Annotated in this window: 23 protein-coding genes; 15 read left to right on the forward strand and 8 right to left on the reverse strand. The window is 46.7% G+C overall.

Going from position 1 to position 21,965, the window contains the following annotated elements; translation table 11 throughout:
• The first annotated feature begins 5 nt into the window (after positions 1 to 5).
• The 7 genes from ACFOEE_RS05610 to ACFOEE_RS05640 all read left to right on the forward strand — a co-directional run bounded on the left by ACFOEE_RS05610 (position 6) and on the right by ACFOEE_RS05640 (position 6,326).
• Entirely contained in the window at positions 6 to 689 is a 684-nt protein-coding gene (locus ACFOEE_RS05610) for a YggS family pyridoxal phosphate-dependent enzyme (protein WP_377121769.1), read from the forward strand.
• A 14-nt stretch (positions 690 to 703) separates the two neighbouring features.
• On the forward strand, positions 704 to 1,525 hold the full coding sequence (proC, locus tag ACFOEE_RS05615) for a pyrroline-5-carboxylate reductase (protein ID WP_377121771.1): 822 nt from the start codon (positions 704 to 706) through the stop codon (positions 1,523 to 1,525).
• Positions 1,526 to 1,534: 9 nt separating this feature from the next.
• A complete protein-coding gene (locus ACFOEE_RS05620; RefSeq protein ID WP_377121773.1) occupies positions 1,535 to 2,068 on the forward strand; it encodes a YggT family protein in 534 nt (177 codons plus the stop codon).
• A 50-nt stretch (positions 2,069 to 2,118) separates the two neighbouring features.
• The gene (locus tag ACFOEE_RS05625; RefSeq protein WP_377121775.1) at positions 2,119 to 2,577 is read left to right on the forward strand and encodes a DUF4426 domain-containing protein; all 459 of its coding nucleotides are present in this window, start codon (positions 2,119 to 2,121) and stop codon (positions 2,575 to 2,577) included.
• Between the two features lie 7 nt (positions 2,578 to 2,584).
• On the forward strand, positions 2,585 to 3,178 hold the full coding sequence (locus ACFOEE_RS05630; RefSeq protein ID WP_377121777.1) for an XTP/dITP diphosphatase: 594 nt from the start codon (positions 2,585 to 2,587) through the stop codon (positions 3,176 to 3,178).
• Positions 3,175 to 4,311, forward strand: coding sequence for a radical SAM family heme chaperone HemW (gene hemW, locus ACFOEE_RS05635; RefSeq protein ID WP_377121779.1), 1,137 nt, complete (start codon positions 3,175 to 3,177; stop codon positions 4,309 to 4,311). Before ACFOEE_RS05630 ends, hemW begins: the two co-directional genes overlap by 4 nt.
• A 176-nt stretch (positions 4,312 to 4,487) precedes the next feature.
• Entirely contained in the window at positions 4,488 to 6,326 is a 1,839-nt protein-coding gene (locus ACFOEE_RS05640; RefSeq protein WP_377121781.1) for a DUF885 domain-containing protein, read from the forward strand.
• A gap of 80 nt (positions 6,327 to 6,406) precedes the next feature.
• On the opposite strand, the gene ACFOEE_RS05645 is transcribed toward ACFOEE_RS05640, so the two are convergent.
• Positions 6,407 to 8,215: a sensor histidine kinase gene (locus tag ACFOEE_RS05645; RefSeq protein WP_377121784.1), complete on the reverse strand. Its 1,809-nt coding sequence runs from the start codon at positions 8,213 to 8,215 to the stop codon at positions 6,407 to 6,409.
• 204 nt (positions 8,216 to 8,419) lie between these two features.
• Entirely contained in the window at positions 8,420 to 8,872 is a 453-nt protein-coding gene (locus ACFOEE_RS05650; RefSeq protein ID WP_377121786.1) for a Spy/CpxP family protein refolding chaperone, read from the reverse strand.
• A 153-nt stretch (positions 8,873 to 9,025) separates the two neighbouring features.
• Here ACFOEE_RS05650 and ACFOEE_RS05655 point away from each other — a divergent pair, with 153 nt between their 5' ends.
• Genes ACFOEE_RS05655 through ACFOEE_RS05665 form a run of 3 tightly spaced genes read left to right on the forward strand, consistent with a single transcriptional unit; the run spans position 9,026 to position 12,058 of the window.
• Positions 9,026 to 9,718, forward strand: coding sequence for a response regulator (locus tag ACFOEE_RS05655; protein ID WP_377121788.1), 693 nt, complete (start codon positions 9,026 to 9,028; stop codon positions 9,716 to 9,718).
• A complete protein-coding gene (locus ACFOEE_RS05660; RefSeq protein WP_377121790.1) occupies positions 9,711 to 11,063 on the forward strand; it encodes an ATP-binding protein in 1,353 nt (450 codons plus the stop codon). Before ACFOEE_RS05655 ends, ACFOEE_RS05660 begins: the two co-directional genes overlap by 8 nt.
• The gene (locus ACFOEE_RS05665) at positions 11,060 to 12,058 is read left to right on the forward strand and encodes an alpha/beta fold hydrolase (protein ID WP_377121792.1); all 999 of its coding nucleotides are present in this window, start codon (positions 11,060 to 11,062) and stop codon (positions 12,056 to 12,058) included. The genes ACFOEE_RS05660 and ACFOEE_RS05665 overlap by 4 nt, the downstream gene beginning before the upstream one ends.
• Here ACFOEE_RS05665 and ACFOEE_RS05670 read toward each other — a convergent pair.
• The gene (locus ACFOEE_RS05670; protein WP_377121794.1) at positions 12,016 to 12,909 is read right to left on the reverse strand and encodes a cation diffusion facilitator family transporter; all 894 of its coding nucleotides are present in this window, start codon (positions 12,907 to 12,909) and stop codon (positions 12,016 to 12,018) included. The two genes, ACFOEE_RS05665 and ACFOEE_RS05670, sit on opposite strands and share 43 nt — an antisense overlap.
• 129 nt (positions 12,910 to 13,038) lie before the next feature.
• On the opposite strand from ACFOEE_RS05670, the gene trmL reads away from it, so the two are divergent.
• Positions 13,039 to 13,503: a tRNA (uridine(34)/cytosine(34)/5-carboxymethylaminomethyluridine(34)-2'-O)-methyltransferase TrmL gene (gene trmL, locus ACFOEE_RS05675; protein WP_377121797.1), complete on the forward strand. Its 465-nt coding sequence runs from the start codon at positions 13,039 to 13,041 to the stop codon at positions 13,501 to 13,503.
• 506 nt (positions 13,504 to 14,009) lie between these two features.
• On the opposite strand, the gene gpsA is transcribed toward trmL, so the two are convergent.
• The 4 genes from gpsA to ACFOEE_RS05695 all read right to left on the reverse strand — a co-directional run bounded on the left by gpsA (position 14,010) and on the right by ACFOEE_RS05695 (position 16,280).
• On the reverse strand, positions 14,010 to 15,017 hold the full coding sequence (gene gpsA / locus ACFOEE_RS05680; protein ID WP_377121873.1) for an NAD(P)H-dependent glycerol-3-phosphate dehydrogenase: 1,008 nt from the start codon (positions 15,015 to 15,017) through the stop codon (positions 14,010 to 14,012).
• Between the two features lie 6 nt (positions 15,018 to 15,023).
• A complete protein-coding gene (gene secB, locus ACFOEE_RS05685; RefSeq protein WP_377121799.1) occupies positions 15,024 to 15,518 on the reverse strand; it encodes a protein-export chaperone SecB in 495 nt (164 codons plus the stop codon).
• Positions 15,519 to 15,585: 67 nt separating this feature from the next.
• On the reverse strand, positions 15,586 to 15,843 hold the full coding sequence (grxC, locus tag ACFOEE_RS05690; protein WP_377121801.1) for a glutaredoxin 3: 258 nt from the start codon (positions 15,841 to 15,843) through the stop codon (positions 15,586 to 15,588).
• An 11-nt stretch (positions 15,844 to 15,854) separates the two neighbouring features.
• Positions 15,855 to 16,280, reverse strand: a complete 426-nt coding sequence (locus tag ACFOEE_RS05695; RefSeq protein WP_377121803.1) for a rhodanese-like domain-containing protein — start codon at positions 16,278 to 16,280, stop codon at positions 15,855 to 15,857.
• Between the two features lie 207 nt (positions 16,281 to 16,487).
• Here ACFOEE_RS05695 and gpmM point away from each other — a divergent pair, with 207 nt between their 5' ends.
• From gpmM to ACFOEE_RS05715, 4 genes are read left to right on the forward strand one after another with little or no spacing between them, the layout of a single operon-like run.
• Positions 16,488 to 18,035, forward strand: a complete 1,548-nt coding sequence (gene gpmM / locus ACFOEE_RS05700; protein ID WP_377121805.1) for a 2,3-bisphosphoglycerate-independent phosphoglycerate mutase — start codon at positions 16,488 to 16,490, stop codon at positions 18,033 to 18,035.
• A gap of 5 nt (positions 18,036 to 18,040) precedes the next feature.
• Positions 18,041 to 19,225 carry a murein hydrolase activator EnvC family protein gene (locus tag ACFOEE_RS05705; protein ID WP_377121807.1) on the forward strand — a complete coding sequence of 395 codons (1,185 nt, stop codon included), beginning with the start codon at positions 18,041 to 18,043 and terminating at the stop codon, positions 19,223 to 19,225.
• Positions 19,226 to 19,260: 35 nt separating this feature from the next.
• Positions 19,261 to 20,478: a S41 family peptidase gene (locus ACFOEE_RS05710; protein WP_377121809.1), complete on the forward strand. Its 1,218-nt coding sequence runs from the start codon at positions 19,261 to 19,263 to the stop codon at positions 20,476 to 20,478.
• 39 nt (positions 20,479 to 20,517) lie between these two features.
• Positions 20,518 to 21,279, forward strand: coding sequence for a divergent polysaccharide deacetylase family protein (locus ACFOEE_RS05715; RefSeq protein WP_377121875.1), 762 nt, complete (start codon positions 20,518 to 20,520; stop codon positions 21,277 to 21,279).
• Here ACFOEE_RS05715 and ACFOEE_RS05720 read toward each other — a convergent pair.
• Entirely contained in the window at positions 21,276 to 21,926 is a 651-nt protein-coding gene (locus ACFOEE_RS05720; protein ID WP_377121811.1) for a DUF2987 domain-containing protein, read from the reverse strand. The genes ACFOEE_RS05715 and ACFOEE_RS05720 overlap by 4 nt on opposite strands.
• Positions 21,927 to 21,965: the final 39 nt, after the last annotated feature.

Raw genomic sequence — 21,965 nt, forward strand, 5'->3', positions numbered from 1 at the left:
ATCATATGGTTACAATAGCAGAACGACTGAGATCCGCCTATCAAAGACTGGCAACTGCAGCAGAAAAATCCCCCCATAACTTTCCTGTGCGGTTACTCGCGGTTTCCAAAACCAAACCTGCTGAACTTATCCAAGCTGCTTATGACTTCGGACAGCGCAGCTTTGGTGAGTCCTACGTACAAGAAGCCATTGATAAAATTCGCCATTTCGCCAACACCCCAGATATCGAATGGCATTTTATTGGCCCTATCCAATCAAATAAATCACGCCCTATCGCGGAGCACTTTCACTGGGTGCAAAGTGTTGACCGAGAAAAAATCGCCAAGCGTTTGAATGAACAGCGCCCCGCCTCTTTACCACCTTTACAAGTGTTAATTCAGGTCAATATCAGTGCCGATCCAGCAAAATCTGGCTGTATGCCTGAAGACATCGCACCGCTAGCAAAATTGATCAGCAACTGCGCGCAGCTAAACCTTCGTGGTTTGATGACGATTACCGAACAAACCGATGATGAAGCTAAACAATTGTATTATTTCCAGCAAATGCGTGCTTGCTTTGATACACTAAGGGCCCAATATCCTGAAGTTGATACGCTTTCTATGGGCATGAGCGGTGATTTAGAAACCGCAGTCGCTGGCGGCTCAACTATGGTCAGGATTGGCACCGATATTTTTGGACAACGACAGTGAGGTAGACATTGGCAATGACAGCAACAACGATAGCCTTTATTGGCACAGGTAATATGAGTTACGCCATCATCGGCGGCATGGTGAAAAGTGGCTTTGACCCCAAACACATTATTGCCACCAACCGTAATGCAGAAAAACTTGCCAAAGTCGCCGCCGATTTCGGTGTCAACACCACTGCCGATAACCTCGCGGCAATTGCCGCTGCCGATGTGGTGGTGTTGTCAGTTAAACCCCAAATGATGGCGCAGCTGTGTCAAAGTATTCAGGACTCAGGCATTGATTATCAGCACAAGCTGTTTATTTCCGTTGCTGCCGGTTTGACCGTTGCCCGCTTACGAGAAATGCTGGCTCACCCAGTCAAGTTAGTGCGCTGTATGCCCAATACTCCGTCGTTACTTGGCAAGGGCGTATCGGGTTTATTTGCCACAGACATCAACGAATTAGAACGTGATTATGTCAGCCAAGTTTTTGCTGCCACTGGTATTGTGGTGTGGTTGGAGCACGAAGCACAAATCAATGACATTATCGCCGTGACCGGCTCGTCTCCGGCGTACTTTTTCCTCTTTATGGAAACCATCGAAGCCAAAGCGATTGAACTTGGCTTCAGTGCCGAGCAAGCTCGGCAATTAGTCCAACAAACTGCGCTTGGCGCTGCGATGATGGCCTGTGAGCAACAACAGATCAGTCTAGCGCAGCTACGGGCCAATGTAACATCAAAAGGCGGCACAACACACGCAGCCATTGAAAGCTATAAAGCACAACATTTAGCAGACTTAACCTCCGACGCGATGGACGCTTGTATCGCCCGCGCCAAAGAGCTAGAACAAGAACTTTGAGGACAATATATGAGTTCCATGCAATTTCTGATTGGTATTGTATTTGATTTATTTTTGATGGTGGTGTTATTGCGCTTTTGGTTGCAAACCGCCAGAGCGGATTTTTACAACCCACTGAGTCAATTTGTGGTCAAAGCCACCAGCTTTGCAGTCAATCCTCTACGCCGGATTATTCCTGGTGTCGGTGGCTTTGATCTAGCTTCTTTGACGCTCGCCATTTTGGTAGGTATCGCCAAAATGTCGACGTTAATGCTGGTATTTTACGGTATGTGGAATGCGCAAGAAGCCATTATCGGTGGCTTACTGACTGTAGTCAAAGAAGCCTTCAGCTTAGTGTTTTGGATCTTAATTATTCGCGCCATCTTAAGCTGGGTAGCTCAGGGCTATAACCCAATAGCAGCGGTGTTCGAGCAACTAACCGAACCTATGTTACGTCCTATTCGCCGCGTTATCCCACCACTCGGAGGCTTGGACCTATCGATTTTGGTATTGCTCATTGGTATGCAGTTTTTGCAACTGCTGGTAATGGACATCTTGCGCTAAACTTATAATAGATAGAGCGCAGTTTAGCTGCGCTTAACGCCGAGGTAGTTATGAACAAATTAATCACTTGGGCTGCGCTCAGCATCGCTAGCCTGATCTTTACCGCAACCCACGCTAAAGCAGAACAAGCCGAAGTGCAAGGCGGTCAATTCCAAACTTTGGGGGATTGGCAGGTGCATTATTTGGCTTTCCCTTCCACTTTCGTGCAACCTAATATCGCCAAAAACTATGGCCTGAAACGCAGTAACCGCACAGCCTTAGTGAATATCTCGGTGCTGGCAAACAGTGCGGGTAACCCAGCGCAACACGTCACCATTAGCGGTGTGGCGCGCAACTTATTGGGCAACGCACAAACCTTAAGTTTTAAAGAAGTCACCGAAGGCGAAGCCATATACTATTTAGCGCAATTTGATTATTACAACGAGGAACTCTATCGTTTTGAGTTGGTGATCCGTCAAAATAATCAAGAACAGCGCCTCAATTTCCAACAGAAGTTTTACGTAGATTAAGAGTGAAATGAAGCAGCAATTTGTACTGGCGACCGGCAATCAAGGCAAGGTCACAGAATTGGCCGCGATGCTGGCTGAACTGAATATTGAAGTATTGGCACAAAGCCAGTTTAACGTCCCAGAAGTGGCTGAAACTGGCACTACGTTTGTCGAAAATGCCATCATAAAAGCCCGTCACGCCGCAAAAATAACCGGCTTGCCTGCTATTGCCGATGACTCAGGGCTCGAAGTCGACGCCCTTAATGGTGCGCCAGGAGTATATTCTGCACGCTTTGCAGGTCAAGGCGCGAGTGATGCTGACAACCTAGCTAAGCTGCTGCATGAACTCGGCGACAACCCGCAGCGCAGTGCGCGCTTTTGGTGTGTGCTGGTGTTTATGCGCCATGCTGATGACCCGACACCACTGATTTGCCAAGCCAGCTGGGAAGGTGAAATTAGTCTGCAGCAAAGCGGTGAAGGTGGTTTTGGTTACGATCCTGTGTTTTGGGTACCCACTTTAGCGGCCACCGCAGCGAGCTTAAGCATACAACAAAAGAACGCGATTAGCCACCGAGGTCAAGCACTGCGCCAGCTGGTGGCAAAACTGCAGGCAGCATCGTGATTTTACCGCCGCTCAGTTTATATATTCACGTCCCTTGGTGCGTGCAAAAATGCCCTTATTGCGACTTTAATAGCCACGGTAAAAAAGGCGATATCCCCGAGAGCGAATACATTCAACATTTGCTCGCGGACTTACGTGAAGATTTAGCTTACGTGCAAGGCCGCAAGCTACACAGCATCTTCATAGGTGGTGGCACACCGAGCTTATTTTCTGGTGCTGCCTATCAAACCCTATTAAGCGAAATTGAGCGCCTGATTGGCTTTTGTGATGATATTGAGATCACCTTAGAAGCCAATCCCGGCACAGTCGAAACCGACCGCTTTAAGCACTATGTAGCGGCTGGCATCAACCGTATTTCTATCGGTGTGCAAAGTATGCAAAGCGATAAGCTCAAAGCGCTTGGTCGTATCCATGATGAGCACGAAGCAGTGCGCGCCGCCCATGAGGCTCAGCAAGCTGGGCTAAATAGTTTTAATCTTGATTTAATGCACGGCCTCCCCGACCAAAGCTTAGACGATGCATTATCGGATTTACGTGCTGCAATTGCACTACAACCGCCACATTTGTCTTGGTATCAGCTTACGATTGAGCCTAATACCCAATTTGCATCTAAGCCACCGCTGCTACCAGAAGACGAAACCTTGTGGGATATTCAAGAGCAAGGGCAAGCCCTACTTGCTGCGCACGGTTATCAGCAATATGAAATTTCTGGCTACGCCAAAACTGGCTACCAATGCCGTCATAACCTCAATTACTGGCGTTTTGGCGATTACCTTGGCATTGGCTGCGGCGCCCACGGCAAAGTCACCTTAGCTACTGAGCAGCGCATTGTTCGTACCGTAAAAATCAAACACCCGCGTGGCTATATGGACATCAGCAAGCCCTATTTAGATAAATGCTGGGAAGTCACCGCAGAAGAGCTACCGTTTGAGTTTTTTATGAATCGACTGCGTCTGCAAGAGCCTTGCCCCAAAGCGGATTTTGAGGCATTGACGGGACTGCCGCTTGAGGTCGTTGCGCCTCAGCTGGAAGCAGCACAAGCAAAAGGCTTACTTGAAGACCAAGGTCATTCATGGTTGGTTACAAATAAAGGCCACCGCTACTTAAATGACCTGCTAGAATTGTTTGTCTGATTGAAGCAGCAACGATAAGCTGGAAGAGTTCAAACCTGACAATATTGGCAGCATAATAAAAAACTATGCTTAATACGCCAATCGAAGCATGTGGTAAGTGTGACCACCTGCCTGAGTAGTTAGGCCCAATTTCTAACAATGCCACCTGTGGCACCAATAACAACAAGGTTAACACAATGCGTAAACTTACCTTCATTGCCGCCGCGATAAGCGCCGTGCTACTGGCTGGTTGTCAAGCAACCAGTAATGAAACTGCGAAGCAAAATACCACAGTACAAGTCAAACAGGTCGAGCAAAGTGAAGTCGACAAAGCCAATGCTTTGTTTGAAGAATCTTTCATGCGTAGCGTGATGAGAAGCCCTATTTACCAAACTTATATGGGCATCAAGCAAGATTACGACAAGTGGGATGATGACAGCGAAGCTCGTCGCTTAGAAGACTTAGCATTAGCCAAAAAAGATCTTGCCACCCTTGCAACTATTGACCGCAATAAGTTGGACGCCAACACCCAAGTCAGCTACGACCTGTTCAAGCAGTCACTAGAAGAACAGATTGAAGACTTCCAATGGCGCTTCCACAATTATCCGGTTAACCAAATGTATGGCACCCACTCTATGGTGGCGTCATTCTTAATTAACCAACACCAAATCCAAGATGTGAAGGAAGCGAATGCGTATATTTCACGTCTTAATGGTGTACCAAAAGTGTTTGAGCAACTGACCGCAGATCTTGAAACACGCGCGCAAAAAGGCATTATTGCACCAAAATTTGTCTTCCCACATGTGATTGAATCAAGCCAAAACATCATCAAGGGCGCACCATTTGAAGCCGGTGACGATTCGACTTTATTGGCTGACTTTAAACGTAAAGTTAATGCATTGGAAATTAGCGATGCGGAAAAGGCTGAGCTTATCAATAAAGCCAATGATGCACTCACCACTGCGGTAAAACCTGCCTACAGCAAACTAATTGGCTACCTTAAGCAGCTTGAAAAGCGTGCCGATGAGCGTGATGGCGCGTGGAAATTCCCAGATGGTGAGCGTTACTTTAACGTTGCTCTAGAGCGTACGACCACGACCAAGATGACAGCTAAAGAGATCCACGAAGTGGGCTTAGCTGAAGTAAAACGTATTCATGATGAAATGCGTCAAATCAAAGACAAAGTGGGCTTCAAAGGCGACTTAGCTGCATTTATGCAGTTTATGAAAACTGATAAACAATTCTATTTGCCAAATACCGAAGCGGGCAAAGCTCAGTATCTTGCAGATGCTACGGCCATGATTGACAACATGAAGTCACGTCTTGATGAATTATTTATCGTTAAGCCAAAAGCCGACTTACTGGTTAAGCAAGTTGAAGCCTTCCGTGAAAAATCAGCAGGTAAAGCTTTCTATGAGCAACCCGCACCGGACGGTTCACGTCCTGGTATTTACTATGCCAACTTGTATGCAATGGATGCCATGCCAACCTATCAAATGGAAGCTCTGGCTTACCATGAAGGGATCCCAGGTCACCACATGCAAATCGCCATTGCGCAGGAGCTAGAAGGTATTCCTAAATTCCGTAAATTTGGTGGCTACACAGCCTATATCGAAGGCTGGGGTCTATATTCTGAGCTAGTACCAAAAGAAATGGGTCTATACCAAGATCCGTATTCTGACTTTGGTCGTCTTTCTATGGAATTATGGCGTGCCTGCCGTTTAGTGGTAGATACAGGTATCCATGCAATGCGTTGGACGCGCCAACAAGGTATCGATTACTACGTCAACAACACGCCAAATGCGACGTCGGATGCGGTGAAAATGGTTGAACGTCATATCGTTATGCCGTCGCAAGCAACAGCTTACAAAATCGGTATGTTAAAAATCCTCGACCTACGTGAAAAAGCGAAAAAAGACTTAGGTGATAAGTTTGATATTCGCGAATTCCATGATGTAGTGTTAAAAAATGGCGCACTACCACTGAACGTATTAGAGCGTTTTGTTGATGAATGGGTTGCGAGCAAAAAAGCGTAATTTAGCGCCTAAAAATCATCAATTAGCGTAACCGCTAGAAAAGAAAAGCCGCATAACCGCGGCTTTTCTTTTTGCTTTAGTTAGTTTTCTTCAATTCGGTACTTCAATTGCGGGAAAATAAAGTGCAGGCACACCCCTTTACCACCTGGGCTTTGAATTTTGACTTCGCCTTTAAGGTTCTGACTGACTAAATTATAAATAATGCTCAACCCAAGCCCTGTACCGCCTTGATTGCGTTTACTGGTGACAAACGGCTCAAATACCACAGGTAATAGCTCGCGTGGAATACCTTGGCCATCATCCTTTAAATAAATATGTAAGTAGTCATTCACTATCATGCTGGTAATTGTGATGGTAAGTACCTGCTCAGGGATTTTGGCATGGCGAATACAGTTGTTAATGGCGTAGCGGAAAATCTGATTAAATGAAGCTGGATAGCTGGTGAGGTAAAGCTCAGCAGGGATCTCTAGTTGCACATGGTACTCTTCGGTTTGTAATTCGTTTTGATAACAATCCAACACTCCTTGCACTAATGCCTGCAAATTGAATTCTGTTTCACCTTCATAGTCGCGCTGCGCTGCGACTAACTTAAAGTCATCTATTAAATTAGCGGTACGATATAAATTGCATTCCAATAGCTGCAAAGCAGACTCGGCTTCATTAATCAACGAACTCAGGGATTGCTTTCTCAAGTTGCCGCGCTCAAAGTCTTGCTTGAGGTTATCCATTCGCTCTTTGAGATGTGAATGGCTGGTGATGGCAATGCCAATGGGCGTATTTAATTCATGGGCAAAACCACTGACCATGTTACCAAGGCTGGCCATTTTTGCTTCTTCAATCAGCCTTTGCTGCGCTGCGCTCAAACGTGATAGTAAGGTTTCAATAAAGGCTAATAGTGAATCCACTTGCTGAGCAATTTGGGCAATCTCATCTTGCCCTTGATTGTCAACGCGTAGTGAAAAATCCTCATCTTGGGTCACTTTGTGAAGTACTTTATTAATCTTTAAAATATCGCTAGACACCCGGCCATTCAGATAATTGAGTAGCGCATAGGTAGCGCTGCTAATCACTATCATCAATAGCAGCACCCACCACAATAAACGTTCACTTTGTTGCTCGCTATGAGTAAGTAAAAACTCCGACAAAGCGGTAAGTTGCGTGCGCATAACTTGCTGCGCGGTGAGACTCTCACCGCGTAATCCTTGCTGAGGCGATAAGCCCAGTTGTTTTAGTAGTGCGACATAGCTGCGAAAGCTTTCTAGATACTGAGCTAGTAGCGCACTCAATGCATGTCCGGTAGGCTCAGGCAAAGTGAGTAAGTAATCATTCAGCTCAGTGGCTAAACGCGTATGATTAAGCAAATACTGTTCATCGCTGCGTAGCAAAAAATCTTTTTCGTTACGTCTTAACTCCAACAACTGGGCACCCAGCACCAAGTCTTGAAGGTTTTCACTGGCGACATGCAGAGCATGCACCGCACGACGGAAATCACCATAACGGCCACTTTCCTCGTCTATGCCCTGCTGGAGTCTTAACACCGTCATTTCAGCATAAATTTGGCCATAGCGCTGCACACTTGCATCCAGCGCCAATACGCGCTCGACAGCATTATTGGCACCGTCTAACTGCGCCAATAGCTGCTGTTGCTGAAGTTGATATTGCGCCAACAGCGGACTGAGATCCTTAAGCGCATGGCGCGTACGGTCGATGAAAAATGCGGTTTCTTGATCAACCAATTGGTTAATGGTGTTTTGAATGCCATCTAAGGTTTTGGTCAAGATACTACTTAAGCGCATTTGTTCGTAAACCAACGCGCTACCAATAGCAATGACCAGTACCCCGGCCACCGCAGCGGCTTTGAAGTACCATAACGAGCGTTGTAATTTCACGCAGTGAGCTCCAGCTACAACCTAGCCTTAAGCTTAGCTGAGGCTGGGAATTTCTCCATTTTGCGCTCTGTAACTAAGAGGATTGGGCCGTTGTGGATTTGCTTGCTCACCTAGTTAATCATGGCTGAGCAGTCGCCTTTTTGTTTACTAAAACAGTGCAAGCCAGCAAAGCTGGCTTAGTTTAAATCAAGGTATAACCAAGTTTTATCCATCGTGACGTTCACCGCGTGGTTTTTTACCTTCTTTGCGGGCTTCGCGCCATTTCTCTAACTTAGCGCGCTGCTCAGCAGTCAACACATGATAGACGCGATGACGGACTTTCAAACGCTCTACGTGCGCTTCTAATTGCTCTGGCTGAAAGCCCTGCAATAACGCGCGAGCTTTGGTTTCATCAAAGCTATCGGCTTGAACTAACGCTTCGATGGCTTCACGGTTGGCTTGTTTGTTGCCGCCAAGGCTTTCCATCACTACTTTGTGATCTGCCATAATGGTTTTTAACTCGGTTTGCTGAGCGTCAGTTAAAGCCAATTTTGCTGCTACTTTTGGATTCAATAAAAAGTGTAACCCTTCTGGATTATGGGGCTTGGCATTAGCCACTTGACTTACCACTAAACCAAAACCCACTACGGCACCAAGAAGTAATTTTTTTGCATTCATTGCTGTTCACCTTGTGTGATTAACTTGTTTTACAGCTTAGCAAGCCAAGCGCAAAGGAGCGCAAAGCTGTGTAAAGAGTGTGTAAAGTTCTGCCATTTTGTTGTCAACGCGGTACACTGCAACAAAATGACCAATGATGGAATGAAGGCAGTGATGGTCAAGTTATTACTTATTGATGACGATACTGATTTGTGTGAGCTGCTGGGTGAATATTTAACCCAACAAGGTTTTACAGTGAGTATGTGTCACAACGGTCAAGATGGTTTAGATGCAGCAAAACGTGAAGCTTACGACCTCATCTTGCTAGATGTTATGCTACCCAAATTAGACGGTTTTGAAGTGCTAAAGGCGCTCCGCCAGCATATCTTGACCCCAGTAATTATGTTGACAGCCAAAGGTGACGACTTTGACCGGATCTTTGGTCTAGAACTCGGTGCGGATGACTATATCCCAAAACCGTTTAATCATCGCGAGTTGGTCGCACGTATTCGCGCTATTACCCGCCGCATTGAGTTTTGTCAGCAACCTACTTTGCAAACCCAGCCGTTGCAAGTCGGCGCAGTGGCCATGGAGTTAATGACCCGCACTGTCACTGTCAATGGCAAAGCCGTTGTGGTAACAGGCACTGAGTTTGAAATTCTCCATTTACTGCTGCAAAAGCCAGGGCAAATCATCAGCAAGCAAGATATTTCGGTGCAGGTATTAGGTCGCCGTTTAGCGCCCTTTGATCGTTCGATTGATATGCACGTCAGTAATTTGCGCAAAAAATTACAATGCGGTGAAGCCAACCCTATTCAAACGGTGCGCGGCATTGGCTATGTATTGACGATAGGTGACCATGCGTAGTCTAACTTTAAATGTGTTTGTGTGGTTTTGGCTCACCATCTTGGCGATGCTCATCATGCTAGTTACACTTAGTTCGCTGCGCAGCGAAGTGGTGAAAACGCGTCCGCTACCGGAGCATGCTATCGAAAATCTCCATCATTTGGCCAAAAACCTTGAGCGCAAAGCGGCTGGAGATCCAAGCAAACTCAATACGCTTATCCGCTCACCCCGCTTTAGTCAGTCACGTTGGCTCTATCTCAGTCATACTGACATTGAAAAAAGCTTGTCATCACAGGACAACGATTTAGGCCTTGATTTTTCACATTTATATGTAGCTGCAGAAAGTCCACCATTTGTACTCTTTACCGAGCGTTATAGCGCGCATGGGCCCGCTCTTGTAGTTGTTGGCACAGAGCAATATCAACTGTACCAAATTCGCCCTTTACGCGAGCCGCCAATTTATCTGCGCATTCGCTTTATGCCTTTATGGGAAAAGGCATTGGCTATTTTATTACCGAGCCTGTTATTTAGCTGGTGGTTTAGCCGCCGCCTCACGCGCCCGATTGATGCTTTAAGCCGCGCGGCAAAACGCTTTGCAAATGGTGATTTATCGGCACGTGTAGAGCATCAGTCAAAACCACAATATGAATTGGCGCTGCTCAGCGATGAATTTAATCAAATGGCGCAGCGTATCGCCGACAATATGAGCGCCCAAAAGCGCCTGCTTGGTGATGTTTCACACGAATTGCGCTCGCCTTTGACGCGCTTATTGCTCGCCTGTGGGTTGCTTGAGTCCGAACTCAGTGAAGCACAAATGCGTCACCTTAATCGCATCATCAAAGAAGGCCATAGTATTGAAGATATGCTGCAAAATGTGTTGATGCTGTCGCGTTTAGAGGGGCAAAACCAGATGCTCGATATCGCAGAGGCCAGCATGGCTGCGGTACTTGGCGAAGTACTAAACGATGCTGCCTTTGAAGCAGAGTCACTCGGTAAAACCTTATACCAAAACTATCCGCAAGCAGCACAACTGCGCTGTGATATGGTGCTACTGGCCAGTGCCATTGAAAACATTCTGCGTAATGCGCTTAAATATGCCCACCAGCAGGTGTATTTTAGTGTTGAGCAAGATGCGCAGCAGTGGCGTTTTGTAATTTATGACGATGGCCCAGGTGTCAGTGATGAGGTCTTAGATAAGCTCTGCGAGCCGTTTTATCGTACCTCTGAGTCCCGTAGTCGCGACAGTGGTGGCATTGGTTTAGGCTTAGCTATCGCACATCGCGCCATTTTGGCTCATCATGGTAAACTCAGCCTCAGTCATCAACACCCGCATGGCCTTCGGGCCGAAATTATGATACCGCTATGATCGAACACTTTATTAGTCAAGAAACTCAACTGGATGATGCGCAATTTGCCCTGTTAGCCTTTTGGGACAACATGGTACAAGGCAAATTTACGCTTGCTGGGACTTCGCAGCAGCTGTTTTATTGCTACCACATTCCACCCACAGCCAAACACGCGGTATTTGTGTGTCAAGGCCGTATTGAATGCGCGAAGAAGTATCGCGAACTACTGTGGGAATTGAGTGAAAATGGCTATGCGGTGTTTACCTTGGATCATCTCGGACAAGGCAACTCAGACCGATTATGCCAAGATACACAAAAAGGCCACATCAATAACTTTAATCAGTACTACCAAGGCGTAAAGCAATTTTTTGAGCAAGTGATCCAACCTAAGTTTGCCAATCAAGTGATGATCCTAGCCCATTCCATGGGGGGGGCAATTGCATGTCAGTTTCTCGCCAGTTTAGGGGCGCGCCAAACTGAGTATTGCCGTGGTGTATATTTATCTGCGCCGATGTTCGCCATTGATACCGGCAGCAAACCGCTGTGGTTAGTGACACTACTAGCCAAACTCGCGGTGTTGTGTGGCGCCTCCGAGCGCTATGCTGTGGGTCAGGGGCCCTATGCAGCAAAATCCTTTAACGATAACGAACTGACTCATAGCCGCATTCGCTATCGTTTATTTCGCAGTTTATATGCCGAAGAGCCGCAGCTGCAATTGGGTGGCATCACTTACGGCTGGCTTAACGCCGCACTCAATGCAATGTCACAATTACCACAAGCGGCCCCACTGCTGCCTTGCTATATTGCCAGTGCAAGTGGCGATACTATAGTGAAAAGTGCTGCGCACCGCCAACTGCACCAAGTTTGGAGTCAACAATATGGACAATGCAAACTACTGCATATTGAAGGCGCCAAACATGAGCTACTGTTTGAACAAGATTGTTGGCGCAACTTAGTCATGCAAGCGTTTTATCACTTTGCCAGTGAGTGTTTGACTGACACTACTGGGTCTTGATGGATCAATAAATCAATACCAAGTGGGAATGCTGCACTTATCGTACGCATCACTTCTTCTGTAATGCGATGCGCTTGCGATAAGGGTAGCTCTGCTGGTAGTTCCAAATGGAGTTGGACAAATTTCATTTTACCACTTTGCCGCGTGCGTAGCTCATGCACGCCAAGTACTTCCGGATGCGCGGTTGCGAGATTCAGGATCTGTGTTTGCTCTTCTGCTGGCAATTCTTTATCCATTAAATGATCAGCACTTTCGCGAGCGATTCCCCAACCATTACTGAGTAAGTAGCCTGCCACCAAAATGGCAAAAATGGCATCAGCGTATACCAACCCATAATCACTCAGTAAAACCGCAGCCAGCACCGCTAAGTTCAGCAGCAAATCCCCTTTGTAGTGCAATGAATCTGCCTTGATGGCAATAGATTTGGTGCGTTTCACCACATAAAACTGTACTGCGACTAACAGCAGTGTACAAACGACGGCAAAAATACTGACACCAATTGCTATCCCTGAGTGGGTCACTGGTGTTGGATTATATAACCGCTCAATACCATGAAAACTAAGCAAGCAGGCACTGCCAGCAATAAACGCCGCCTGTCCTAACCCCGCCAAAGCTTCAGCTTTACCGTGACCAAATCTATGGTCATCGTCAGCAGGCTGCAGCGCATAACCTAAGATCATAAAGCTCATCATAGACGCGCTAATATCCAATAGCGAATCGGTTAAGCTACCTAGCATTGCAGCGCTGCCTGACACCAGCCAAGCCCAAGTTTTTGCTGCAATCATTAAACTTACTAACACCAGCGTAACAATGCCCGCTAAGCGGACGTAAAAGCGATATTCCGAACTCATTGCAATCTCATCCAAGCATCCAACCCAGAGTGTAAAATGACTGTGGGAAAATAACCACAGACAGAGAAACATTTCCCTCTGCGGCTCTAGGTTGGGTATACTTACACAGCTATTTTTCTGAGGTTTACCATGTTAGATATCGTACTCTACCAACCAGAAATCCCGCCAAACACGGGCAATATTATTCGGCTATGTGCCAATACCGGCTATGCGCTACATTTAATTGAGCCGCTTGGATTTGAATGGGATGATAAACGTGTTCGTCGCGCAGGCTTGGATTATCATGAGTTTACTCATGTTCAACGGCATGCCTCATTAGAAGACTACCTCGCAGCTCGCGCCCCAAGACGTGTATTTGCTTGTACTACAAAAGGTAAACGTTTTCATCATGAACCCGACTATCAAGCCGGTGACTGCTTGTTATTTGGCCCGGAATCACGCGGCTTGCCGGAGTCTTTGATTTTCTCGTTACCTGAAGAACAACGGGTACGTATCCCTATGTGTGCCAATAGCCGCAGTATGAACCTTTCTAATGCGGTCGCAGTGTTTGTCTATGAGTCATGGCGGCAATTGGGGTTTCCCAACGCACAATAAAAACTTAAGCTAGATTTTGCATTAAGGCCTAGGGCGTGTTGACCTTTGAGGTATGATTTTTGATTAACACGCCCTGATTTTTACTACGCTTTCTCAATTAGCTAGGATAGTCAAACGCACTAATTTGGTACTTGAACAAGGCTTTGCCAAAATAGCTCAGTGGCGTCAGCGACAAATGCTGTTTGGTTGTATCGCAATCAACATGTCGGCGTTTGGGCAACCGAATAAATTCCCACTGATGTACTGAAAATAGAGCGCTCGTTTATTGTGGATATAGTTGCTTCTCCGTAGGCTCGGAAGATCACCCGCACTATCATACGCTTAGCTAAGTGTCTAAATATCGAGGTGGTTGCAGAAGGAGCACTAAGTGAAGAGCAGGCAAACATGGCGCAATGTCATGGGCGGTGAAATATTGTAAGGCTATTATTTTGCTAAACCTAGGTCGGCAAACAGTGTGGTACTACGGTTAAATTAACAACAGTGCATATCAAAGTAAGCAAAAGGCATTATTCCGCCTTTTGCTCGCGACCTAATAGCGCCATCGCAGCTTCTTTAACGTCTTTTTGCTGATATAAGACTTGGTAGATCTGCTCAGTGATAGGCATTTCAATTCCGACACGCTGCGCTAATAAATACACTTCTTTGGTGTTACGGTAACCTTCCACCACTTGGCCGATACTGGCCATCGCTTCGTCAACACTTTTGCCTTGACCCAGCGCTAAACCAAAACGTCGGTTACGCGATTGGTTATCGGTGCAAGTCAAGATCAGATCGCCAAGCCCCGCCATGCCCATAAAGGTTTCAGAGCGAGCACCTAGCGCGCAACCCAACCGGCATAACTCAGCTAAACCGCGAGTGATAAGAGCAGTACGCGCGTTTGCACCAAAGCCAAAGCCATCGGACATCCCCGCGCCAATTGCAATCACGTTTTTCACCGCACCACCTAATTGGATACCGATAAAATCATCATTGCTGTAGACACGAAATGAACGACCACAATGGAGTAATTTAGCTAATTGCGTACGAAAATCTGGACAAGTTGAAGACACAGAGATTGCCGTAGGCAAACCCGCTGCCATTTCTTTTGCAAAAGTCGGCCCAGATAGCACAGCTAACGGCACACTTTCACCAAAGATCTCCAGCGCCACTTCTTGCAATAAACGCCCTGTATCCGGTTCTAACCCTTTCGTCGCCCAAGCAACACGGGCATCGGGGCGTAAAAACGGCTTGATCTGCTCAAGTGTTTGCGCAAACGCATGACTTGGCACCACGACTAAGATGACTTGGCTAGCGGCGACTGCGGTTTGGAGGCAGGCTTCTAACTGCAACGAAGGGGGTAGCGTGAGTCCGGGCAAATAACGGCTGTTTTCACGACTGCTGGCAATCTCAGCGATGTCATCAGCATTACGACCCCACAGCGTTACTTGATGGCCGTTACGGGCGAAACAAATGGCAAGGGCGGTGCCGTAAGACCCCGCCCCTAAAACCGTAACAGCAGATTGAGCTGTACTCATCATCAGTTACGCGTTTGCTTCAGCCTGCTCAGCTGCTGCTGCGGCCGCTGCGCGTTGCTGCATATACTGAGCGAATAACGCGTCAAAGTTTACCGGCGCAAGGTTTAACTGTGGGAATGTGCCACGGTTGACTAAGCTTGAGACTGCTTCGCGCGCATATGGGAATAGGATGTTAGGACAGAATGCGCCTAGCATATGTGCCATTTGAATTTCTTCTAAGTCAGCAATTGTAAAAATACCAGCTTGCTGGATTTCACACAGGAATGCTGTTTTTTCACCGATAGTTGCTGTCACAGTTAAAGACAGTACAACTTCAAACACGTTTTGGTCTAGACGATTTGAACTGGTGTCCATGTCTAGCTTCACTTCTGGTGCCCACTCTAGTTGGAACACTTCTGGTGAGTTTGGCGTTTCAAACGAAACGTCTTTTACATAAATGCGTTGGATAGAAAATTGTGCGCCTGCTTGCTCTGCTGCTTCGTTGTGGTTTTGTTCAGTCATTACTAATCCTACTTGTATACGTGCGCGGTTGTTCATATATACCGCGCAGTCTTGTTATCGTTATAAATTATCCACGCAATAATGCGTCGAGTTTTCCTTGAGCTTCGATAGCCATCATATCATCACAGCCACCAATATGAGCGTCATTGATGAAAATTTGCGGTACAGTAATACGGCCATTGGCTTTGGCAATCATTTCATCGCGTAGTTGTGGTTGTTTACCAATATCATACTCGGTATAGCTCACCCCTTTGCTGTCTAATAGTGCTTTCGCACGATGGCAATAAGGACAATAGTCTTTGGTATAGATAACAACGTTACTCATTATTCACCTTTTTATTTTGAAGTCGGCAAGCCAGCAGACTGCCAAGCTCCCATACCACCAGACAACACAAATACCTGCTCAAAACCCGCTTTGTGACAGACTTCAGCAATGCCATTTGCCGTGATACCCGCATTACATACCAGTATAATGGGCGCAGATTTGAATTTTTCAAGGGTACTTAAATCACCTTGCTTGGCTTTATCGGCTGCAAGGTGTATGGCACCCGCAATGTGGCCTTGATTAAATTCTTTCTGGCTACGAATATCTACTACCTGACCGTCTTGACGATTGACAAGCAGGGTTAATTGTTGCGGATTAATTTGACGAATTTTTGAAAATTGACTCTTGAACCAGCTGCCAATCAACATCGCCGCGATAATCAGCCAAATAATGCTGAGCACGGGATGATTGCTAAGAAACTCAATATATTGTTCCATGCCTTTTCCACTTAATATTGCAAGATTTAGGTTTAACCCAGCAAGTATACACAGATGTGTTTGCTAAATCAGCCCTTTGCTTTATGGCGTCAGAAAATCTCCTGTTGCAGCGACATCTTGAGCAGAAATCAACATCTAAAAGGCTGAACATTTGAGCAAAACAAGGTATGCTACGTCCGAACATCGTGCCATATTTCAGGAGTCCAAATGACAGCGAAGAAAAAGCCGCTCGTACTAATGATTTTAGACGGCTGGGGATATCGAGAAGAAGCAGAAAGCAATGCCATTTTGGCCGCACACACCCCTGTGCTTGACGAACTTTGGCAAACTCGCCCCCATACGCTGATTTCCGGTTCAGGTTTGGACGTTGGCTTACCGCCAGGGCAAATGGGCAATTCTGAAGTAGGTCACGTTAATCTAGGTGCCGGTCGTATCGTCTACCAAGATTTTACTCGTATTACTAAAGCCATTGATGATGGTGAGTTTGCACACAACCCCGTGCTAGTAGACTACATTGACCAAGCCGTGGCTAAAGGCGCAGCAGTTCACCTCATGGGATTACTGAGCCCAGGTGGTGTGCATAGTCACGAAGATCATATCATCGCCACCATCGGCCTTGCGGCCGCACGTGGTGCCAAACAAGTTTATTTGCACGCATTTTTAGATGGCCGTGATACACCACCACGCAGCGCCAAAGCGTCAATTGAACGCATTGAAGCTGAGTTTGCCAAACTCAACTGTGGTCGTTTAGCCACTATCATAGGTCGTTACTATGCCATGGACCGCGATAACCGTTGGGATCGTGTCGAAGCCGCTTACAACCTTATGGTATGTGGCGAAGCGCAATATAACTTTGCAACTGGGGTTGAAGCATTAGCTGCGGCCTACGCACGCGAAGAAAACGACGAATTTGTCAAAGCCACGACCATCGCAACCGCAGAGCAAACTCCAGTCACTATGAATGACAATGACACTGTGCTGTTCTTGAACTTCCGCGCTGACCGCGCGCGTCAGATGACCCGCGCCTTTGTTGACCCTGCATTTAGTGGCTTCAATAAAAAGCGCACACCTAAGCTTAGCGGTTTTGTGATGATGACTGAGTATGCCGCCGACATCAATGCGCCTGTCGCATTTGCCCCAGAGTCACTTGATAACGTGCTAGGTGAATGGCTAGCCAAACATAACATGACCCAGCTGCGTATTTCTGAGACCGAAAAGTACGCGCATGTGACATTTTTCTTTAGCGGTGGCCGTGAGGCGCTATTTGACGGCGAGAAACGTGAACTGATCCCATCGCCACAAGTGGCAACTTACGACTTACAGCCGGAAATGAACTCGGCGCTACTCACCGACAAATTAGTCGATGCTATCCACAGCGGTGAATTTGATGTCATTATCGTTAACTATCCCAATGGTGACATGGTTGGTCACTCTGGGGTATTTGACGCCGCAGTAAAAGCCTGTGAAGCGGTAGATAGCTGTATTGGACGCGTACTTGAGGCACTCAAAGAAGTCGGCGGTGAAGCGCTTATCACCGCAGATCACGGTAACGCCGAACAAATGTCTGACTCAAGCACAGGTCAAGCCCATACTGCGCACACCAGCGAGCCAGTACCGTTTATTTATGTCGGCCGTGAAGCGACCGCCCATGCTGGTAAAACGCTCAGCGATGTTGCACCGACTATGCTCCACTTACTTGGTATGCCGCAGCCTGCGGAAATGACTGGCAGCCCAATTGTGACATTGAACGCCTAATCGGCATGCCGGTGCGTATCCAAACCAGCAAAGATAAAGCTGTTGCGCTTTCGTTTAAAGCGCAACGCTTTCTTGCTCTCCTTATTTGTCTTCTGGTACTTCCTGTGCATGCCAATGAAACGCGCACTAAACAGGATTTATTAGAAGTACAGCAAGAGATCAAACGCAGTCAGGCGAAGTTTTCCGAGCAGCAAAGTAATTTAAAACGCATGGAAAAAACACTCCGACGGGTTGAACTATCCGTTGCAGAGCATGTACGAGCACTTGATTTTACCGAACAAGGAATAGCCGAGAATCAGCAGCAACAACAAATTCTCGAACGAGAAAGCAGTGAGCTTAACAAGCGTAAAAGTATCCTGCAAAACCTTCTTGCTGCACAACTGCGAAGCGCTTACATGAATGGCGCCCACGATTACTCTAAAATGCTATTGAATCAGGAGCATGCAACTACGCTAGAGCGGATAATTGTGTACTACGATTACCTTAATAAAAGCCGCACCGAGCAGTTGGAAGAGCTCAAAAGTATCGTTTTGAGAATCGCTAAAAACCAACAACAGTTAGATAAAGCGAAAGACAACTTACTCGCTTTAAAAGAAGAGCAGTTACGTCGCGTCGCGGATTTAAAAACCGCTCAGCAAGAACAAGCGCGACAAGCCAAACAACTACAAGATACCCTCAAAGCGACTGAAACCGCAATTGCTTACCTGAAAGACAACGAACAAACCTTGCGTGACATGCTGGCTAAACTTCAAGCTGAGAAGGAACAAACGCAAGCGCGTAATGTCACTTTAAATGGCTTGCAAGGTAACAAAGGTAAATTACCTTGGCCACTTACAGGGCGTCTCAGTAACCATTTTGGCGCGCGCAAACATACCGGCTTAAACTGGAATGGTGTCGTGATTGACGCCAAAGAAGGTAGCCAAATTGCCAGCGTTTATCAAGGGCAAGTGGTCTTTGCCGATTGGCTGAATGGCTACGGCTGGGTGATAGTGCTTGATCATGGTGATGGTTTTATGAGCCTCTATGGCCACGCGCAAACCTTGCTAAAAGATGTTGGCGACACGGTGACCAGTGGCGAAATTATCGCTTTAGTTGGCCAAAGCGGCGGACAACAAAATCCTGGTCTATACTTCGAAATACGGCATAAGGGACGCGCTGTGAATCCGATAGAATGGTGCAGAAAATCATAAGAGAAGCGTGAGCTGCACCCGATGAGGAGCAGCCCATGATTTACAAATTTGATAATTTTGAGACACCAACCCATTACCGTAGTTGGCTGTTAGCACTGTTTTTTGTCTTGTTTTGCCTGTTTTCGCCGTCCCTCGCCGCCTCCCCTGCAAAACAACTCAACGATGAGCAAACTAATGAGATTTTATTTCACATTCATGCTTACTATGTTGATGATCTACCTCTGAGCGACCTGAGCAAATCGGGTTTAGACGAGCTGTTCGCTAAGCTTGATCCCTACTCTAAATACCTCAACGAAAGTGAGCTTGAAGCCGTGTTCAGTGCTGCCAGTGGCCACTACACAGGCCTTGGTATTGAAGTTGAAGAGCAGCCGCAGGGGCTTATCATCATCAATACCCTACAAGGCTCGCCGGCGGCGCTAAGCGGCTTACAAGCAGGTGATAAGCTAATTGCTATTGATGGTCGCAATATTGCTAAAGAATCGTTGCAAAACGTCTCTGCACTGTTGCGTGCGGCCAAACTAGCGACCATAAAACTCACTGTTGAACGCCAGCTACAGCAAATCACCTTGGCCTTACAGCGCCAAGCAATCAATATCGACAGTGTGACGGGTCGGCTGCTTGGCAACGGCATTGGCTATCTCGCCATCAGTAGTTTTAACAACCACAGCTATCATGATGTGGCACGGTTAATCTCCATGCAGCAAAGTGAATATGGTGGTGCGCTACGCGGCCTTATTATTGACTTGCGTGATAATCCCGGTGGCACCCTTAGCAGTGCCGTAGCGATTGCGGATCTATTCCTTAACAGCGGCACTATAGTCACCACCAAAGGGCGTTTTTTTGATGCTAACCAAGCTTTTACGGCGCAACGGGGCGATATTCTTAACGGCGCACCGATTGCTATTATGATCAACGGCAACTCAGCATCCGCCGCAGAAATTCTCGCCGGCGCGCTGCAAGATAATCGCCGTGCATTAATTATGGGAACCACCTCTTATGGCAAAGGTTCTGTACAATCTCTGATCCCGATTGGCGACGGTAATACTGCTTTAAAACTCACTACGGCACGCTATTACACCCCCTCCGGCCAGTCGATTGATGGAATTGGCATCAAGCCTGACGTATTACTGGAGCAAGAGGTGCTTTCACAATTAAGTAAAGCCGTTATAATGAACCTCGCCCTACCTGATACCACGGTAGAAATGGCAAGCATGTTAGCAAAACTGGATCCTTTAATTCTGTCAAAACAATAATAACGAAAACACACTGTGCTCAAAACTTGGAAAGGATGGTTGTGGGGGACGCTTGCAATACTCTGCTGCAACGCTTCTGCAACTGGCAAAACAATTGCGATTGTGATTGATGATATAGGTTATCATCAGCGAGATTTAGAACTGCTCAGTTTGCCTGGCGCAGTGACCTTTTCTATTTTGCCACATACTCCTTACTCACAACAGTTTGCCTACTTAGCCAGTAAAGAAGGCAAAGAGCTCCTGCTACACGTTCCGATGCAAGCCAACGAGCCTAGACCGCTTGGCCCAGGCGGGTTGACCTTAGATATGAACAAAAATGAGCTACAAAGTACCCTTGGGCATGCGCTTGCTAGCTTACCGCAAGTGCGTGGTATCAATAATCACATGGGATCAGCGCTCACACAGCAAACAGAAGCGATGAAATGGGTAATGGAGCTGCTGAAAAAGCGCGATTTGTTCTTTTTAGACAGTCGCACCACAGAACTGACTCAAGCGCAGTCGGTGGCTAACTTGTATGGCGTGGCAAATGTCGCCCGCAACGTATTTCTCGACAACGAGCTGAGTGAGCAAGCATTGCAAGCTCAGCTCGATGAACTCAAACGTGTGGCAACCAATGAACGTAGCGCTATTGCCATTGCCCACCCTTATCCTGAAACTTTTATCTTTCTTGCCAAAGCCTTACCGCAACTCTTGGCTGAGGGTTATAACTTAGTACCCGTTTCTCAGCTGGTCAGCGCTAAGTATCTACAACTGGCCACCAACGAAGTACCTGACTTTATCGAGCCGATATTAACGCCTTAATCCGCTGGCGCCATGCTAGTGGGAAAATGGCTAAACTCAATTAGCGGATTTTCTGCTCGCAGTTTCTTTGATACATCCAGCGCTATTTTTAAATCCTTATCCGTTTCATAACGATAAGTTTTTTTCTTGGCTTTGATTTCAATGCGAGCTGGCTCGCTGAAGGTAAATTCCAACGCATCCATGCTAGGGGCAGCAAAAGCAAAACCACCCGCCATCAACTCTATGTATTCGTTGACGTCGTCCAGTAACTCAAACAGCTCGTTGTAATGCAGCGTTTTGGATTTAGGCTCAGTGATCTGCGTTTCTATATTGATGGCTACATCGTCTTTGCTGTGATTCACATGCAATAGCACATTTTTAGCTTGTGCGCTGGGCAGGACTGGCAAAGTAAGATGACCTTGTGAGTCGATTTCACCATGCGCAATGACTTTGTCTTGCTCACTGAGCCAAATTTTCACATCTTTAAGTTGGACAGTCGGATTTTTAACGGTGACATTGACATCAGCGGCCACATAAGGAGACTTTGTATGACTAAGTAACGTCAGCACCGAATTCAATTTACTGTAATCACTGCTACGCTCTTGAGCCTGTGCATTGCCCATCATCAATAATATGCTTATTGCGGTTGTCAGTAAGACCTTGGTCATTTTTTAAATCCTGTTATTTTGTGATTTTATTGATCTAAC

The sequence above is a fragment of the Pseudoalteromonas fenneropenaei genome, assembly GCF_042643375.1.
GTDB classification, from domain to species: domain Bacteria; phylum Pseudomonadota; class Gammaproteobacteria; order Enterobacterales; family Alteromonadaceae; genus Pseudoalteromonas; species Pseudoalteromonas fenneropenaei.